The following is a 17456-nucleotide window of genomic DNA, read 5'->3' on the forward strand; positions in this document are numbered from 1 at the left end:
CTGCCTGAGGGCCGCTCCGCGGGGGATATTTGAACCAAGGCGAAGCAAAGCGCCTTACCTTCCTCTTGGCCGAAATATCCCCGCCGGAGGCGACCAACCTTTGCAGGCAACGCCGCCCTCACTCAGGCGCGCGCAACACCCCCGCAGGCCGGGCCGCAAGCGGGCGCAGTGCGAAAACCAGACCAGCCAGCAGCGTCGCAATCACGCCGCCCGCGACGATCAGGAGCGCGGGGAGCGGCGCGAAATGGAACTCCGCCCCCATCACCAGATCGACCACGGCCCAGCCCGCGAGCCCGCCAAACAGAATCGCGACCAGACCCGCAGCCGCGCCCATCAGCGCCGAACGCAGCGCGAAGCTCGCAAGGATCGCACCGCGCGTGGCGCCGAGCGTCTTGAGCATCGCCGCCTCCCAGGCGCGTTCCCGCTCGCCCGCGGCCGCCGCGCCGATCAGCACGACGAAGCCGGTGAGCAGCGTCACGCCCGCCGCCAGCGAGGTCGCCCGCGCGATAGCCGAGAGCGCATCGGTCACGCGCTGCAGGGCATCGCGCACGCGGATCGCGGTGATATTCGGGAAGCGTTCCGCCAGATCGCGCATCACCTGCGCCTCGGCGCTTGGCGGCGCGTAGATCGTGGCGAGCCATGTATGGGGCGCGCCGCGCAAAGCCGCCGGATCGAGCGTGAGAACGAAACCGATCCCGCCGGTCGAGAAATCCACATCGCGGAACGAGGTCACCTTCGCGGTGATGTCGCGCCCGAGGATGTTCACCGTGATCGTATCTCCGAGCTTCAGGCCGATCTCCTGCGCCTCCTTGGCCGAGAAGCTGGCCAGCGGCGGGCCGCTATAATCCTTCGGCCACCACTCGCCCGCAGTGATCTTCTCGCGGGGGGTCTCGGCATAGGTCACGCCACGATCGCCGCGCAGCACCCAATGCTCGCCATGCGTCTTGCGCGCGTCCTCGCCGTTGATCTTGGTGATCACGCCGCGCAGCATCGGCACGCTTTCGACCTTGGTGACTTCGGGCATTTCCGCCAGCAGATCGGTGAAGGGCTGGATCTGATCGGGCTGGATGTCGATCACGAAATAGGCGGGCGCGACCTTCGGCAGATCGCGGTCGATCGCCCCGCGCAAACCGCTATCGACCTGCCCCACGGCCGCCAGAACCGAGAGGCCGAGGCCCAACGACAGGATGACCGAGCGCGCTTCGGAACGCGGCGCGCCAATCGCGGCAAGGGCTGCGCGCAGCACCGGGCGGCCCCGGGCGCTATGCTGGGCGCGGCGCGCCAGCCAGCGGATCAGGCTCGCCGCGAGCGTCAGGATCAGAAGCGCCACGGCGATGCCGCCGAGGCTCGCCAGCGTCAGCGTCCAAAGGCCCGAGAACCACGCCGAGACGGTGACGATGATCGTCAGAAGCGCCGCCGTCAGCACAAGCGTGGGCCAGCCCGGCAGGCGGCGGCCTGCGCCGGTGTCGCGGTAAAGCGTCGCCGCGCGCATCTTCGACATGCGCGAGAGCGGCCAGAGGGCAAACAGCATCGCGACGAGTGCGCCGTAAAGCGCGGCCTCGCCCAGCGGGCCGGGATCGAGGCCGATCTCGACCGGCAGCGGCAGCGAGCGTTCGATCAGCCCGGATGCGCCGAGGACGAGACCGGCGCCAAGGACGAGCCCGGCGAGAATACCCGCAAGGCCGAGGGCTGCGAGCTGCAGCAGAAACGCTGCGCGTATCGTGCCTCCGGTCGCGCCGAGCGCGCGCAGAGTGGCGATGGTGGGCGCCTTGCGTTCGATCCACGCAGCGACGGTGGCGGAGATGCCGACCCCGCCCACGGCCAACCCGGCAAGCCCGACCAGCACGAGGAAAGAGCCCAGCCGCTGCACGAAACGCTCCGCCCCCGGCGCGGCACGGCGACGGTCGGACCAGCGCATACCGGCCCCGTCGAACCGGGTTTCGGCCTGCTGTTTCAGGGTGGCGAGGTCGGTGTCTGGCGGCAGGGTCGCGCGGTATTCGGTCTCGAAAAGAGAACCCGGCGAGAGAAGCGGCGTGTTCTCGATGGCCGACAGCGAGACGATGGAATGCGGGCCAAGCCCCATCCCCGTCCGGGTCGAATCCGGCTCGCGCACGATCCGCGCCATCATCACGAAATCCTGCCCGCCAAGCTGCACCTTATCACCGGGGCTCAGGCCTAGCCGATCAGCGAGGATCGGATCGAGGAAGATCCCCGGCACACCGCCCTGCCCCTTCAGCGCATCGGAGGCGACGGGCGGATCAAGCTGCAGCTTTCCGGTCAGCGGATAGGCCCCGTCCACCGCCTTCACCTGCGTCAGCGCGCGGTCGGCGGGATCGGTGCCGGTCGACAGCATCGAGCGGAAATCGATCACCTCGGAGACCGCGGTGGCGCGATCGGTGATCCATTGCAGTTCCTCGGGCTTGGCGCGGCGATAGGTGAATTCGTATTGCGCGTCGCCGCCCAGCAGCACCGCGCCCTGATCCGACAGCGCGCGCTCGATCGCAGACCGCACCAGCCCGACCGAGGCGATTGCCGCCACGCCCAGCATCAGGCAGAGCAGCATCACCCAGAAGCCGCGAATGCCGCCGCGCAGCTCGCGCCGGGCGATGGAGAGCGCGAGGCTCATGCGGGGGTGCCCGATGCAATGTGATCGCCCACGACTTCGCCGTCGCGCAGCTCCACGATGCGGTCGCAGCGCGCGGCCAGTTCGGGCGCGTGGGTCACGAGAACCAGCGTCGCGCCGTGCTTTTCCTGAAGGCCGAAGAGCAGCTCGATGATCGTCTCGCCCGTGGCGCTGTCGAGATTGCCGGTGGGTTCATCGGCCAGCAGGATCGCAGGCCGCGGCGCGACCGCGCGGGCCAGGGCCACGCGCTGTTGCTCGCCACCCGACATCTGGCTGGGATAATGATCGAGCCTATGCGCCAGCCCGACGGCCTCCAGCTCTGCCGCGGCACGCTCGAACGGACGCTCCACCCCCGCGATTTCCAGCGGCATCGCGACGTTTTCCAGCGCCGTCATCGTCGGGATGAGGTGGAAGCTTTGGAAAACCACCCCCATATTACCCCGACGAAACCGCGCCAATGCATCCTCGGACAGCTTCGAGAGATCATGGCCCAAAGCGGTGACAGACCCGGAGGTGGCGCGTTCGAGCCCGCCCATCAGCATGAGGAGCGACGATTTGCCCGATCCAGACGGCCCCGTAAGCCCGACGCTTTCCCCTTTCGCGATGCTCAGGTCGATCCCGTTGAGGATCTCGACCGGCCCGGTATTGCCATCGAGCGCAAGCCGCGCGTCTTTCAACTCAAGGATCGTGTCACTCATGCGCCGTCTTTCTTTTGCTTCAAAGGGATATGGGCCGCGGATGGGGATACGCAAGCGGATCGCTGCGGGTTTTATCGCCGCAGGGCTGGCTCTGGGGGCCGGGCCCGCGATGGCGGAAGTGTCGATCCTCGCATTGGGGGACTCGCTGACCCAAGGCTATGGGCTCGCTAATCCGGCCGACGGGCTGGTGCCGCAGCTGCAGGGCTGGCTGCAGGGTCATGGGCAGGATGTGAAGGTGATCAATGGGGGCGTCTCGGGCGACACGACGGCGGGCGGGCTGTCGCGGATCGACTGGCTTCTGACGCCGCAGCCCGACGCGGTGCTCGTGGCCTTGGGCGGCAACGATCTGCTGCGCGGACTGCCGCCCGAACAGGCCCGGGCGAATCTCGATGGCATTCTGGCGAAACTTCAGGCGAAGGGCATCCCGGCGCTGCTGGCGGGGCTGCCCGCGCCGGGGAATTTCGGGCCGAAATACCAGCAGGATTTCGACGCGATCTATCCCGATCTGGCGCAGAAATACGATGCGGTTCTGGTGCCCAACCTGCTCGCTCCGATCACGGAGACCCCGATCGAGGAGCGCGCCAAGACCGACCTGATGCAGCCCGACAATATCCACCCCTCGCCCGAAGGGGTGAAGAAGGTGGTCTCTGCTCTGGGGCCGAAGGTGCTGGAGCTTCTGGCGAAGGTGAAAACGGGGAGCTGAGCGCTCAGCTCTCCTCTTCGGGATAGGCCGCCTTGCAGGCCGCGATCTGCGCCTCGGCGGCCTTCGACAGCTCCGCCTGCCGCTTCAGCAGCGCCTCAAGCTTGCGTTTCTCGGCAGCCGGATCGATCGGGATCGGGCGCTGACGCGTCACCGTGTAATCCTCGAGGCACATACGCGGCTTCTGGATCACCTTGTCGCCCTTGGTGATCGTGTCGTAGCCGCAGATTTCCCACCGGCTCGACGTGGTTTCGTAGCTCTGCCACGCGTAGCCCCGCGCGATGTTGCCCTGCACCTCGCTCACCAGATCGGTGACGCGGCGCAACTCGGTCGTGGATTGGCGGATGCAGCGTTCCTGCGGCGTGCCGCAGGCGGCGAGCAGGACGAGCGGGATCAGCATGAGGGCGTGGCGCATGGGCTATCTCCTTGATGGGTCGAGCCTACGCCCGCTTCCGACCGCGATCAATCGCGCCCTTCCCGCATCCCTCGGCGCCTGATAAGGATCACGCTAAAGATTTGGGAGGCCCTACGCATGACTGACACGGTTGAGGATTTCGACGCCCGCAAGGCCCGCGCGAGCCAGTGGTTTTCCGACCTGCGCGACCGGATCGTGGCGGCGTTCGAGGGGCTGGAAGACAGCCATGCGCAAGGCCCGCTTGCCGATCAGGCGCCGGGCCGTTTCGAGGTGACGCCCACCGAGCGCAAAGGCCCGAACGGCGAGGATCATGGCGGCGGCAAGATGAGCGTGATGCGCGGCGGACGCGTCTTCGAGAAAGTCGGCGTGAACATCTCCACCGTCTGGGGCGAACTGGCGCCCCGCGCGCAAAAGGCGATGGCCGCACGCGGCGTGCCGGGGATGGAAGAAGACCCGCGCTTCTGGGCCTCGGGGATCAGCCTCGTCGCCCATATGCAGAACCCGCATTGCCCCGCCGTCCACATGAACACGCGCATGTTCTGGACGCCCGGCGCGTGGTGGTTCGGCGGCGGCGCGGACCTCAATCCGTGTCTTGAGTATGATGAGGACGCCGCGCATTTTCACGCCGAGATGCAGGCCGCCTGCGACGCCCATGACAAGACCTATTACGACCATTTCAAAGCCTGGGCGGACGAGTATTTCTTCATCCCCCATCGCGGCCGGGCGCGCGGCGTCGGCGGGATTTTCTACGACGATCTGAACACCGGCGAGTGGGAGGATGATTTCGCCTTCACACAAGCGGTCGGCGCGGGCTTCCTGCCTGCCTTCCAGCCGCTGATCGAGAAGCGCCGGGTACAGGATTGGTCCGAGGAGGACCGCGAGACCCAGCTGCGCCATCGCGGGCTCTATGCGGAATACAACCTCGTCTATGACCGGGGCACGAAATTCGGGCTCGAGACCGGGCATAACGCGGATGCGGTTCTGATGAGCCTGCCGCCCGTCGCGAAGTGGTATTGAGGGGATGAGGCGCGCATAGGGCCAAGGTTGGAGGGGCGCTGCCCCTCTGCGCTTGCGCGCATTCACCCCGGGATATTTTTGCCAAGACGAAGAGAGGGATGCGCGCCCGACCGCTCGGACGCGCGCGCTCGGTCGAAACCGCGCGTCAGCCGTTGTGGATCGTTTCGACCATCAGCGCCACATTCTCCGGATCGGCATCGGGAGTGATCCCGTGGCCGAGGTTGAAGATATGCGGGCCCTTGCTGAACGCTTTGACGACATGGCGCGTCTCGTCGATCAGCGCCTGACCACCTGTGACCATATGCGAGGATGCGAGGTTGCCCTGCACGCAGCCAGACACCTGCACATGCTCGGCGCCCCATTCCGGCGTGATCGAATTGTCGAGCGCGACGCAATCCGCGCCGGTCTTCTGATGGAAGCCGATATAACCCTCGCCCGCTTCACGCGGGAAGGCGATGACCGGCAGGCCCGGGAAGCGCGCTTTCATCTCGGCGATGATTTTGCGGGCGGGTTCGACGGCAAAATCCTCGAAATCCTGCCCCTTGAGCGAGCCCGCCCAGCTGTCGAAGATCTTCACGACCTCGGCCCCGGCCTCGACCTGTTTCGACAGGTATTCGATGGTCGAGACGGTCAGCAGGTCGATGATCTTCACGAAAGTTTCGCGGTCTTCGGCCTTCAGCGCATGGGCCGGGCCCTGATCCTTCGTGCCGCGCCCCGCGATCATATAGGTCGCGACGGTCCAGGGCGCGCCGGCGAAACCGATCAGCGTGGTTTCCTTGGGCAGTTCTTCCGAGAGGATCGAGACGGTCTCATAGACCGGGTTGAGCGTCTCGTGGATGTCGTCCTTGGTCTTGAGCCTGGCAAAGCCCTCCGCCCCGGTGATGGTCGAGAGGCGCGGACCCTCGCCGGTGACGAACCACAGATCGGCGCCCAGAGCCTGCGGCAGCAACAGAATGTCGGCAAACAGGATCGCCGCGTCGAAGCCGTAGCGGCGGATCGGCTGCAGCGTCACCTCGGCGGCCATTTCGGGATTGTAGCACAGCGACAGGAAGTCGCCCGCCTTCGCCCGCGTCGCGCGATATTCCGGCAGGTAGCGCCCCGCCTGCCGCATCATCCAGACCGGAGGGGTCGGCAGCACTTCGCCTTTCAAAGCTCGCAGGATCGTCTTGTCGGTCATTCTCGCGCCTCCTCTTTGCACCCCTTCGACGCGACCTGTGGCGTCATGTCAAGCGCAGGGCTTCTTGCAAGGTCCATCTGTCGCGGATATTCCAAGGCCATGACACAGATGCCCGATGCGAAATCCCCGCTCAAGATCGGCACCCGCGGCTCGCCGCTGGCGCTGGCGCAGGCCTATGAGACCCGAAACCGGCTGATGGCCGCGCATGGTCTGCCCGAAGACGCTTTCGAAGTCGTGGTGATCAAGACCACGGGCGACGACCGGGCGATGATCGCGGCGGACAAGCCGCTCAAGGAGATCGGTAACAAGGGCCTGTTCACGAAGGAAATCGAAGAGGCCATGGTCGATGGCCGCATCGATATCGCCGTGCATTCGATGAAGGACATGCCGACCGAGCAGCCCGAGGGGCTGGTGCTCGATTGCTACCTTCCGCGCGAAGATGTGCGCGATGCCTTCGTCAGTCTGGAATACGACTCGATCATGGCCCTGCCCGAAGGGGCGACGGTCGGCACGTCCAGCCTGCGCCGCCGGGCGCAGCTTGCCCATGTGCGCCCCGATCTGAAACTTGTCGAGTTTCGCGGCAATGTGCAGACCCGGCTGAAGAAGCTGGCGGACGGCGTCGCTGCGGCGAGCTTCCTCGCCTATGCGGGGCTGCGGCGTCTGGGGATGGAGGACTCGGCGCGTGGGCCCATTGCGCCTGAGGAGATGCTGCCGGCTGTCGCGCAGGGCGCGATCGGGATCGAACGCCGGATGGCCGATGCCCGCGCCGAGGCGCTTCTCGCACCGATCCATGATCTTGTGACCGAGCAGCGCCTGCTGGCCGAACGTGCCTTCCTCGCGACGCTGGACGGCTCCTGCGAGACGCCGATTGCGGGGCTTGCGCTGATCGAGGGCGACCGGCTTTGGCTGCGCGGCCAGATCCTGCGCCCCGATGGTTCCGAGGCGCTCGCGGGCGAGCGTTGGGGCAATATCGACGAGGGCGCCGCGATGGGCGAACACCTCGCGCGCGATCTGCTGTCTCAGGCGGGCGAAGGGTTCTTCGACTGGCGCTGAGTTAACACAGAAGCTGACCGGAGGCGCGGCGCTCCAGCGCCCGCTCCATCTCGGGGATTTCGCCGTCGCCGAAGCCGCGTAGCGCGAGGCGTTCCAGCGGGCTGATATCGCACCAAAGGTTTTTGAGCACCTTGTCGCGGCGCTTGCGCGGCACATCGGCCAGACGCATCTCGTAGATCTCGTCCGCTGCCGCGAGCAGGCGCGGATGCAGAGCCTCCAGAAGCGGCTCGAACGCGGCACGCGCGGACTTGGCATTGCGCAACCGCAGGATCGCGCCCTCCCCGATCGTCATCGTCTGGATCAGCGTCCAACCGAGCACGTCGGCGGCACGGTGCGGCGGGATCGGGGCGTGCCCGCTGAGGCCGTAAGTGAGGCTCAGAACCCCGCGTTCCTCTTGCGGCATCGCCAGCACGACGCGGGCGCACTCCTGTTCCAGAGCGGTTTCGGCATCTTCCAGACGGCCCAGCCGCGGTGTCTGCACCTGCGAAGGCGGAACCTCGGCGCGCAGCAGGATATTGCGGATCACATTATCGAACTTCAGTGCGATATGACGCGAGAGCATGATGCTTCCTTTTACATGTACAACCTCTCCCGCCCTGCCTTTTGAACTAGCATTCCAGCGCAGCCGTTCCCTGCCTGTGGCGGTTTTTCGCCGAGCATTTCGCTAAGCCTTTGTCGCTCCACGCGTATGGCTTGGCGGCTGCCTCTTGAACTTGGGCGCCCGAAGGCGCAAAGCGGCGTCATGCTGCGCCCGATCCGTCTCGTCCTGTCCGACCCTGCCCTGCGCCTCGCCGCCATTTTGCTGGTGCTGTTCGGCGCCCATGCGGCGACGATGGGGCCCTATGTCTCGGCGCTGGCGATCAAGGTGTTCGGCCTTTCGGACCGCGCCTATTCGGGCGTGCTGATGGTCGCCTCGGTCCTGTCGGTCTCGGCCTCGGTCGGGCTTGGAATCCTCGCCGATCAGCGCGCGAACCGCCGGGCCATCGCGCTTGGCACCTCGGCTATGCTGATCGTGGGCTCGGGGCTGGTGCTGGCAGGCGACAACTGGGTGGTCTTCGTGATCGCCAACGCGCTGATCCTGCCGCTCTCGGCCTCGATCTTCGGCCAGCTCTTCGCGCTCTCGCGGCTGGCGGCGTCGACCCACCCCGCGGAGGACCGGCCCGCGATCCTTTCGACGCTGCGCGCGCTCTTTGCGCTGCCCTGGGTGGTGGTGCTGCCGATCTGGTCGGTGGTCTTCGACCGAGGCGCGGCGATGACCTCGATCTACCCGGTGACGCTGACGCTCGGGGCCACGATCCTCGCGCTGACCTTCCTGTTCTGGCCGCGCGATGGGGCGACGCGCTGGCCCGATCCGAAATCGGGGCTGACTTTCCGGCAATCCCTGCACGAGATGGCGAACCTGCCGATCCTCGCCCGCGTCGTGGCGCTTGGGACGATCAACGGGTCGATCATGCTCTATCTCGTCGTGATGGGGCTGGTGTTCGAGGCGACGCCGGGACGCGGGGCCGCCGATACCGCGCTTTACGCGGGCCTCATGGCGGGGCTGGAAGTGCCCTTCATGCTGGCGCTGCCGCTGGTTCTGGGCCGGATCGAGCGCACGACGATGATCTGGATCGGCGCTGCACTTTACGCGACCCATCTGGGGCTGCTGCCGCTGCTGGCGCCGACGCCTTACGTCTGGTTTCTCGCCCTGCCCGGCGCGATCGGCGGCGCGGTCGTTTTGACCCAGCCGATGGCCTATCTGCAGGACCTGTTGTCGAACCGGCCCGGCGCGGGGGCCTCGCTGATGGCGCTGCAAAAGCTGGCGGGCGATGGGTTCTCTGCGGCCATCTTCGCCATCGGCACGGCTATTGCGGGCTATGAGCTGGCCGCGGCCGCAGGCGCCCTTCTGGGCGTGGCCGGCGCGGGCGTACTCTGGGCGATGGACCGGCGCGCCGCGCGGTCCTGAACCTTTAGAAAGCCGGAACCTGCACGCGGTCCAGAAGACTGCGCCCACCGTCGACATTGATGATCTGCCCGGTGACGAAGCTTGCCCCCGAAGACGCAAGATACTGCACCGTCTCGGCCAGCTCCGACGGCGGCGCGATCCGGCCCAGCGGCGTGCCTTCGCAGATCGCCTCTCGCCAGTCGTCATTCTCTTTCAGCGCATCCTGCAGCGAGCGGCTCATCACCGAGGCGAAGCTGACGCCGTTCACCCGGATCCGCTTCGGCGCGAGCGCCACGGCGAGCGAGCGGATCGCCTGATCCTGCGCGGCGCAGGCGATCGAATAGGCCATCAGCTCGGGCTGGGTGCGGTTCGAGGCCAGCGTCGAGACATTGATGATCGAGCCGATTTCACCTTCGGTGCGCCCCTCATCCTCGGCCTGCTTGATCATCCGCTTCGCGGTCATCTGACTGACGCGCAAGGCCGATTTCATGTTCTGCGACAGCATCGAGTCGAGCACCTCGACCGACGGGTCGAGCGGATCGCAGGGCGCGAAGGTACGCGCGCAATTCACCAGAATGTCGATCCGGTCGAACGCGTCCACCGTGGCCGAGAGCAGGTTCTTCACCGCCAGCTTCTCGCAAAGATCGCCTGAGAAATAGCGCACCGGCCCTTCGGTCTTGGCCGTGTCGCCCAGTTCGGTGGCAAGCTTCTCTTCATCGATATCGGCAAACATCACCTGCGCGCCGCGATCGACGAAATGGCGCGCGATGGCCTGACCGATACCGTGGGCTGCGCCCGTGACGATGACGGTCTTGCCGGAAACAGAAAGGGACATTGGGTGTCTCCTCGTGGATGTTGAGGCAGGTTAGGCGAGCTTAGCGCCGCTTGCGAGGGGCAAGGCTGCGTTTCGGCTCGGCTGTGGCGCGCATGCCCGCCGATTTCCCCGGGGTCTTCCCGGCGGGGATCGGCTTGGCTGCGCGGATGATACGGAAACGGGTCGAAGGGCCGCTGGGCGGCGTGATCTCTTCAATCTCGTGGAACGCCGCGGCGAGCGCGTCGGCATAGGGCAGATGGCGGTTCGCCACCATCCAGAGCGTGCCCGACAGGGACAGCATCCCGCGTGCGGCCTGAATGAAGGCCAGCCCCAGCGCCGGATCGGCCCCGCGCGCGGCTCCGTGGAAAGGCGGGTTCATCACGACGGCGGTGTAGCGCTCTTCCGGTGCGTGACGCGTGGCATCGGCCCAGAGGAACTGCGCGCGGGGATCGGTGATGTTGCGTTTCGCGCAATCCAGCGCGACCGCATCCGACTCGACCAGATCGAGTCGTTCGACGCCCTTGCGCGCAAGGATCTGCGCCGAGAGCCAGCCCCAGCCCGCGCCGAGATCGGCGACTTTCGACGGCAGGCTATCGGGCAGGCATTCCGCCAGAAGCGCCGAGCCCTCATCCACCGCGTCCGCGGAGAACACGCCCGGACGGGTCACGAAACCCTCGACCGGGTGAATGTCCTGAGCCGCCCAGTCGCTCAGCAGATCGGGGGCTGCGAAGAACCATGCGATCTTGCCATGGGCCTTTGCGATCGGCGCGGAAAGATCCACCCGCCCCCGCAACTCCTTGAGCAGCGAGTCGATCCCTTCGGTCTTCACCCCGTCGACATAGATCGGCCCGCCCGGCGCCACGCGCTGACAGGCTTCGGCGATCAGCGCGCGGGCTTCGGCCTTGGCGCGGGGCGCGAAGATGATCGCGGCGGCATAGCTGCCCTCGGCACTCGGCGAAACGCGAACGCCGCGCTGCGCGAGCACGTCATGATCGGGCTTCTCGGGCTGGATCGCGACGAGGCGATCGACCGGCAGACCGCCGAGGTCCAGCGTGCCCACGGGCGCGAACAGCGCGATGTCTCCCTCGGACGGAAGCGCCTCGGGCATCTCGAGAGCGAGCGAAAGTCGCGGATGGCTCATGCAGGGAACCCTCTGAAAGAAACGAGCCCGCCGAATAGGCGGGCGCGACTGAATTTGCAAGGAACCGCTTGGGCGGCCTTTAGTCCTTCTCCATCGTGCATTGCAGCGGGTGCTGGTGGCGGCGCGCGAAATCCATCACCTGCGCCACCTTCGTCTCGGCCACCTCGAAAGAGAACACCCCGACCACCGCAAGGCCCTTCTTGTGCACGGTCAGCATAATCTCGAACGCCTGCGCGTGGTTCAGACCGAAGAACCGCTCGAGGATATGGACGACGAATTCCATCGGCGTGTAATCGTCGTTCAACAACATGACCTTGTACATCGGCGGGCGCTGCGTCTTCGGCCGCGTCTTGGTCGCGAGGGACGCATCGTTGTCGCTGTCGTCCTGGTCGTCGTCGGACATCATGTAAAGAGGCTCGGTCAAGGGCGCTCCGGCATCAGGATTCGTTGAGGGGCTCTGGCGGAATATAGGGTCTTCGTGACATATGAAAAGTCTTTCAACACCTCCGGCGAGAAAGGCGGGACGATGCGGCTCACGGCGATTGGCTTCGATGCGGATGATACGCTTTGGCATAACGAGCGTTTCTTTCAACTCACGCATGACCACTTTACCGAATTGCTGCGCGACCACGCCGAGCCCGATCATCTGGCAGAGCGACTGATCGCGGCGGAACGTCGCAACATCGCGCATTACGGCTTTGGCATCAAAGGCTTCACCCTGTCGATGATCGAAACCGCAATCGAAGTGAGCGAAGGCCGCGTGCCCGCAACGATCCTGTCGGAGATTCTCGCCGCCGGGCGCGAAATGCTGTCGCACCCGATCGAGCTGCTGCCCCATGCGCGCGAGACGATCGAGGCGCTGTCGGACGACTACCGCATCCTTCTGGTGACGAAGGGCGACCTGATCGATCAGGAGCGCAAGCTGGCGCAGTCGGGCTTGGGCGATCTGTTCGACGCGGTCGAAATCGTTTCGGACAAGAAGGCCCCGGTCTACACCGAGATTTTCGCGCGCCATGCCGAAGGGGCCGAGCATGGGCTGATGGCGGGCAATTCGCTGAAATCCGACGTGATCCCGATGATCGAGGCGGGGGGCTGGGGCGTGCATGTGCCCCATGAATTGACATGGGCCTTCGAGCATGCCGAGCCCCCGATGGAGCATCCGCGCTTCGCCGAATTGCCCGACCTCGGCGCATTGCCCGATCTGATCGCAAAAATCACCGATTGAGCCCTGCATTGCGTGGCGTCATGCTCCGCTGACCTCACGCACCTGTGTCCGAAATACACCACCTATAGACAGGTCGCCGCAAGCAGCCCACCACATCTTGCGGTATTGCATGAATGTCGCAGTGAAAGCGCTTGAAAATAGGTAGTTTTCAGCCTGAGAGACCCGTGCTACGCTTCTCGCTAATATAAACCCCGGAAACCGGCTCAAGATCGGTACCGCAAAGGGGTCAAACTGAGGCAGTGAAATAGGTGAAGCCGTGACCACGCTGATGCGCTGGGTCCGTGATGGGCTATTCGTAATCCTTCTGACACTCATTGCGCCGATCGCTGCGCAGGCCGCGCCCTACGCGGCGATGGTCATGGACATGCGATCGGGCGAAGTTCTCTACTCCAAGAACGCTGACACGCCGCTGCATCCGGCGTCGCTGACGAAGATGATGACGCTCTACATCACCTTCCAGGCGATCGAGCATGGCGAGTTCAGCCTCGATTCCATCGTCACCGTGACGAAGCACGCCGCCAGCCAGCCGCCCTCCCGGCTCGGTCTGCGTCCCGGTCAGAAGATCGCCGTGCGCTACCTGATCCGCGCCGCTGCGATCAAATCCGCCAATGACGCCGCTGCGGCGCTTGGCGATTACATCGGCGGCTCGGAAGAAGGCTTCGCTGCGCGGATGAACCGCACCGCCCGGCAGCTGGGCATGAAGAACACCCATTTCGTCAACGCCAACGGCCTGACCCGCAAGGGCCACCTGTCCTCGGCGCATGACATGACGATCATGGGCCGTCACCTGTTCTTCGACTATCCGCAATATTACAACATCTTCTCGCGCCGCTCGGCGGATGCGAAAGTGCGCACCGTCTACTCGACGAACCGCAAATTCCTCGCAGCCTACAAGGGCGCGGACGGCATCAAGACTGGCTACACCTCGGCCTCGGGCTTCAACCTGACCGCCTCCGCTCAACGCGGCAACAAGCGCATCATCGCGACCGTCTTCGGCGGCACCTCCACCGCGCAGCGCAACGCGAAAATGGCCGATCTGCTGGATCTGGGCTTCAAGCGCGCTCCAAATAACGCGCCGACGAACCGCCCCCGGATCCCGCAATATATCGAGCCCGCGCAATCGCCGATGCTGATGGCCAACCTCGCGCCGAAGAAGAGCCCGCGCCCCGATATCCGCCCGACCGCGCCGACTGCGGATAGCGATGCAATCTCGATGGCGCTCGCCGCCGCGGTGCAGGCCGATCAGGTGGATGAGAGCACCGACATCCCCGAGGACGTGGCCGAAGGCGCGCAGGACGCTACTGCGGACACGCAAGATGTCGTCGTGGCCGATGCCGGCACGCTCGGGATCGGCGCGGAGATCACCGCAAGCCCCCGCCCGCAGCGCAACCCGCGCGAGATTCAGGTCGCGGACGCGACGAAGGCGCTACCTGCCGAGGTGACCAAGGCCACCCCGCTGGCACAGGCGCAGGCGCATGACGCCGCCGTCGCCGCCGGCAAGGCCAGCGCGGATGGCAGCGAAGAGCCGAGCGACGTGCAGCTTGCCTCCTACGAGCCCGGCGCGTCGGACGGCCCGAAATTCGTCCAGTCCACCCAGCCGCAGCCGGAGACGATGGAGCTGGCCGAGGCACATACGCTCGATCTGGACCAAAACGGCAAGTCCGATGGCGCCAAGGCCCCGTCCAGCTTCGTGCAGTCGACGGACCCGCAGCCCGAGACCGCGCAGATGGCCGCAGCCCCCGAGAAGCGCAAAAGCGAGATCATTCTCGCCGCTCTCACCCCCCCTGCCCCGGCCCCCGAGCAGAAACCGCGCGTGGTCGCCCGCGTCTCCAGCTCGGGTGGGCGCAACTGGGGTGTCAGCCTCGGGTTGTTCGGCTCGCGATTCGCCGCAGAGCGCCACATGCTGACCACGGCACTGATGGAAAGCGACACTTTGGGCGAAGCTTTGCGCAAAGTGGCCACCCGAAAGACCGGTTATGAGGCGAATTTCGTAGGAATGACCCAAGACATGGCACAACTGGCCTGTGCAAGGCTCGAGTCTCGCGCTATGGACTGCAAAGTGGTCGGCCCCTGAGAGTCTTCCCTTAGGGGCAAAATATGAAAAGCCGCGCTTGGTCAGCGCGGCTTTTCCTTTTTCCGGAGCTTATGGCACCCGCCGTGCGGGTTGCCACGGCAGATGCCTCCGGCGGGGATATTTGTACCAAGGCGCAGCGGGCGCGGAACTGAGGGGATCGGGCCGCCCGGCCCAGCCCTTACCGTCGCGCGCTCAGTCCTGCTTCGGGTGATCGTCGAACTCGTCGGAAAGGATGCGCTCGGCATCGCCTTTCGGGTCGTCATACTGATTGTTCTTCAGCGACCAGAAAAACGCCCCGAGGCCAATCCCGCCGAGCAGCAGGGAAATCGGAATCGAATAGAGAAGAACCTCCATGAGGGGCTCCTTTCAGCGCAGGCGCAGCGAGTTGAGCGAGACCGTGATCGAGCTGGCCGACATCGCGAGCGCCGCCATCAGCGGCGTCGCGAGCCCGGTCAGTGCGAGCGGCACGGCGATAATGTTGTAGACGATGGAGATACCGAAGTTCTGCTTGATCCGACGGCGGGCGCGCACAGAGATCGAGGCGGCATCGGCGACCGGCGCGAGATCTTTACCCAAAAGCACGATATCCGACGCCGTGCGCGCCGCATCGAGTGCGGAGGCGGGCGAGACCGAGACATGGGCGGCAGCCAGCGCGGCAGTGTCGTTGAGACCGTCGCCGACCATGAGCACGCGGTGGCCCTGTTGGGTCAGATCGGATACCAGCTGCGCTTTCTCGGCAGGCAAGGCCCCGGCGCGGTAGGTCTCGATCCCGAGGCGCGCGGCGAGATCGCTCACCGCGCCTTCGACGTCGCCCGAAACGAGCCAGACCTGCTTGCCCTGCGCCTTCAGACCGGCTACGGCCTCCTCGGCCCCGGTGCGCAGCGTGTCGGCGAAACGGATCGAGATCGGTGCCGCATCGCCGATCTTGAGATTGGTCGCGGTGGTCGCACCCTCGGCAGCGCCGATCCAGTTCGCACGACCAAGCCGCACGCGCTGGCCCTGCCAGACGCCCTCGACGCCGTAGCCCGGAACTTCGCGCAGATCGCTCAGCGTGGCGGGCGCAACGCCCTGCCCTGCCGCAGCCTCATGCAGGGCACGAGCGAGCGGGTGGCTCGAGCCTTCGGCCAACGCCATCGCGACGGAGAGCGCCTCGGGCGAGAGATCGGAGAGGTTCTGCGGACGCGGCGCACCCATGGTCAGCGTGCCGGTCTTGTCGAAGACGACCGTGTCGATCTCGGCCATACGCTCCAGCGCGGTGCCATCCTTGATCAACAGGCCCTTGCGGAACAGCTTGCCCGATGCGGCGGTAACCACCGCAGGCACCGCGAGCCCCAGCGCACAGGGGCAGGTGATGATCAGCACGGCGGCGGCGATATTCACCGCCAGACGGAAATCGCCGCCCGTGATCCAGGCCCAAGCACAGAACGCACTGAAGGACAGGATATGCACGATCGGCGCATAGGCCCGCGCCGCCCGTTCGGCGAGCGAGGTGTATTTGGTCTTCGCGCTCTCGGCCATCGCGACGAGATCGGCCATCCGATGCAGCGAGCTGTCGCGCCCGGCTGCCGTCACGCGCAGGGTCAGCGGCCCGGTCAGGTTCACCTCACCGGCGGAGAGCGTCATTCCGGGTAGCACCTGCACGGGGAGGCTTTCGCCGGTCAACAGCGAGCGGTCGCTCTCGGATTGGCCCTCGGTCACTTCGCCATCGGCGGGGATACGGCCTCCCGGGCGCACCCGGATCAGATCGCCGGGCACCAGTTCGCCCACGGGCACGGTGACCTCGTCGCCGTCGCGCAACACGGTCGCGCGGGGCACTTCCAGCGCGGCCAGCTCTTCGGCGGCCGAGCGCGCCACGGCGCGGGTCCGATAGTCGAGATAGCGGCCCACCAAAAGGAAGAAGGTGAGCATCGTCGCCGCCTCGAAATAGGCATGCGCGCCGGAATGCATCGTCTCGAACAGCGAAATCCCGAGCGCGAGCAGGATCGCGAGCGAGATCGGCACATCCATCCCGAGACGCCCGCCGCGCAAGCTCGCCCAGGCATTGGCGAAGAAGGGCTGGCCCGCGAAGATCGTGGTGGGCAGCGCGATCGCCGCCGAAATCCAGTGGAAGAGGTCGCGCGTCGAATCCTCCGCCCCCGACCAGACCGCGATCGAGAGCATCATGATGTTCATCATCGCGAAGCCCGCGACGCCCATGCGCATCAGGAGGTCCCGTCCGCGCTTGTCGGCCTCGGTCGCGGACAGCATGCCGGGATCGAGCTCGTGCGCCTCGTAGCCGATCTTGTCGAGCGCCGCGATCAGCCCCGCCGGCTCGACATCGCCCGCCGCGTCGACCGAGGCGCGTTTCAGCGTCAGGTTCACCCGCGCCGATTTCACGCCCGGCTGCTTCATCAGCTCGCGTTCGACATCGGTGATGCAGACTGCACAATGCGCCGTGGGCAGCGACAGCATGATCCGCGCGCCCTTGATGTCACCCGACTTCGCTATCTGCTCGGCCGAGGGGGCCGCGATGCAGGCGGGACAGGCCGAGGCCGAGACATGCTCGTCCTCGAACGGTTCGCTATGCGATGGAGAAGCGGGCGACACCGACAT

At 66.0% G+C, this 17456-nt stretch carries 16 protein-coding genes; 6 read left to right on the forward strand and 10 right to left on the reverse strand.

The genetic code is table 11. The features are described 5' to 3' along the window. Window positions 1–118: 118 nt before the first annotated feature. Together BMI86_RS14130 and BMI86_RS14135 are read right to left on the reverse strand one after the other, a co-directional pair. A complete protein-coding gene (locus tag BMI86_RS14130) occupies window positions 119–2626 on the reverse strand; it encodes an FtsX-like permease family protein (RefSeq protein WP_078541964.1) in 2508 nt (835 codons plus the stop codon). Then, window positions 2623–3321 carry an ABC transporter ATP-binding protein gene (locus BMI86_RS14135; RefSeq protein WP_078541965.1) on the reverse strand — a complete coding sequence of 233 codons (699 nt, stop codon included), beginning with the start codon at window positions 3319–3321 and terminating at the stop codon, window positions 2623–2625. The genes BMI86_RS14130 and BMI86_RS14135 overlap by 4 nt, the downstream gene beginning before the upstream one ends. A 40-nt stretch (window positions 3322–3361) precedes the next feature. Here BMI86_RS14135 and BMI86_RS14140 point away from each other — a divergent pair, with 40 nt between their 5' ends. Continuing rightward, window positions 3362–4024, forward strand: a complete 663-nt coding sequence (locus BMI86_RS14140) for an arylesterase (protein WP_246831717.1) — start codon at window positions 3362–3364, stop codon at window positions 4022–4024. Window positions 4025–4028: 4 nt separating this feature from the next. On the opposite strand, the gene BMI86_RS14145 is transcribed toward BMI86_RS14140, so the two are convergent. Further along, on the reverse strand, window positions 4029–4436 hold the full coding sequence (locus BMI86_RS14145) for a hypothetical protein (protein WP_078541967.1): 408 nt from the start codon (window positions 4434–4436) through the stop codon (window positions 4029–4031). Window positions 4437–4553: 117 nt separating this feature from the next. Here BMI86_RS14145 and hemF point away from each other — a divergent pair, with 117 nt between their 5' ends. Further along, window positions 4554–5453, forward strand: a complete 900-nt coding sequence (gene hemF, locus BMI86_RS14150) for an oxygen-dependent coproporphyrinogen oxidase (protein WP_078541968.1) — start codon at window positions 4554–4556, stop codon at window positions 5451–5453. 145 nt (window positions 5454–5598) lie between these two features. Here the strand turns inward: hemF and hemE are convergent, their stop codons facing one another. Next, window positions 5599–6630 (reverse strand): uroporphyrinogen decarboxylase, encoded by a 1032-nt coding sequence (gene hemE / locus BMI86_RS14155; RefSeq protein WP_078541969.1) that lies wholly within the window; start codon window positions 6628–6630, stop codon window positions 5599–5601. A 99-nt stretch (window positions 6631–6729) separates the two neighbouring features. Here hemE and hemC point away from each other — a divergent pair, with 99 nt between their 5' ends. Beyond that, the gene (hemC, locus tag BMI86_RS14160) at window positions 6730–7683 is read left to right on the forward strand and encodes a hydroxymethylbilane synthase (protein WP_078541970.1); all 954 of its coding nucleotides are present in this window, start codon (window positions 6730–6732) and stop codon (window positions 7681–7683) included. Between the two features lies 1 nt (window position 7684). Here the strand turns inward: hemC and BMI86_RS14165 are convergent, their stop codons facing one another. After that, window positions 7685–8245, reverse strand: coding sequence for a hypothetical protein (locus BMI86_RS14165; protein WP_078541971.1), 561 nt, complete (start codon window positions 8243–8245; stop codon window positions 7685–7687). A 126-nt stretch (window positions 8246–8371) separates the two neighbouring features. Between BMI86_RS14165 and BMI86_RS14170 the strand changes: the two genes are divergently transcribed. Continuing rightward, a complete protein-coding gene (locus BMI86_RS14170; RefSeq protein ID WP_168173859.1) occupies window positions 8372–9631 on the forward strand; it encodes a hypothetical protein in 1260 nt (419 codons plus the stop codon). 4 nt (window positions 9632–9635) lie between these two features. Here the strand turns inward: BMI86_RS14170 and BMI86_RS14175 are convergent, their stop codons facing one another. From BMI86_RS14175 to clpS, 3 genes are all read right to left on the reverse strand, one after another. Continuing rightward, window positions 9636–10445 carry an SDR family oxidoreductase gene (locus BMI86_RS14175; RefSeq protein WP_078541973.1) on the reverse strand — a complete coding sequence of 270 codons (810 nt, stop codon included), beginning with the start codon at window positions 10443–10445 and terminating at the stop codon, window positions 9636–9638. A 40-nt stretch (window positions 10446–10485) separates the two neighbouring features. Further along, on the reverse strand, window positions 10486–11565 hold the full coding sequence (locus BMI86_RS14180) for a class I SAM-dependent methyltransferase (RefSeq protein ID WP_078541974.1): 1080 nt from the start codon (window positions 11563–11565) through the stop codon (window positions 10486–10488). A gap of 79 nt (window positions 11566–11644) precedes the next feature. Then, window positions 11645–11971, reverse strand: a complete 327-nt coding sequence (gene clpS, locus BMI86_RS14185) for an ATP-dependent Clp protease adapter ClpS (RefSeq protein WP_078520398.1) — start codon at window positions 11969–11971, stop codon at window positions 11645–11647. A 120-nt stretch (window positions 11972–12091) separates the two neighbouring features. Between clpS and BMI86_RS14190 the strand changes: the two genes are divergently transcribed. Then, window positions 12092–12790: an HAD family hydrolase gene (locus BMI86_RS14190; protein ID WP_078541975.1), complete on the forward strand. Its 699-nt coding sequence runs from the start codon at window positions 12092–12094 to the stop codon at window positions 12788–12790. Between the two features lie 256 nt (window positions 12791–13046). Then, the gene (locus BMI86_RS14195; RefSeq protein WP_338113593.1) at window positions 13047–14864 is read left to right on the forward strand and encodes a D-alanyl-D-alanine carboxypeptidase family protein; all 1818 of its coding nucleotides are present in this window, start codon (window positions 13047–13049) and stop codon (window positions 14862–14864) included. Window positions 14865–15056: 192 nt separating this feature from the next. Here the strand turns inward: BMI86_RS14195 and ccoS are convergent, their stop codons facing one another. Together ccoS and BMI86_RS14205 are read right to left on the reverse strand one after the other, a co-directional pair. Continuing rightward, on the reverse strand, window positions 15057–15218 hold the full coding sequence (gene ccoS / locus BMI86_RS14200; protein WP_078520399.1) for a cbb3-type cytochrome oxidase assembly protein CcoS: 162 nt from the start codon (window positions 15216–15218) through the stop codon (window positions 15057–15059). A gap of 12 nt (window positions 15219–15230) precedes the next feature. Further along, complete coding sequence (locus BMI86_RS14205) at window positions 15231–17456, reverse strand: cation-translocating P-type ATPase (protein ID WP_078541976.1); 2226 nt, start codon at window positions 17454–17456, stop codon at window positions 15231–15233.

It is taken from the genome of Thioclava sp. DLFJ5-1 (genome assembly GCF_002020115.1).
In the GTDB taxonomy this organism is placed as follows: domain Bacteria; phylum Pseudomonadota; class Alphaproteobacteria; order Rhodobacterales; family Rhodobacteraceae; genus Thioclava; species Thioclava sediminum.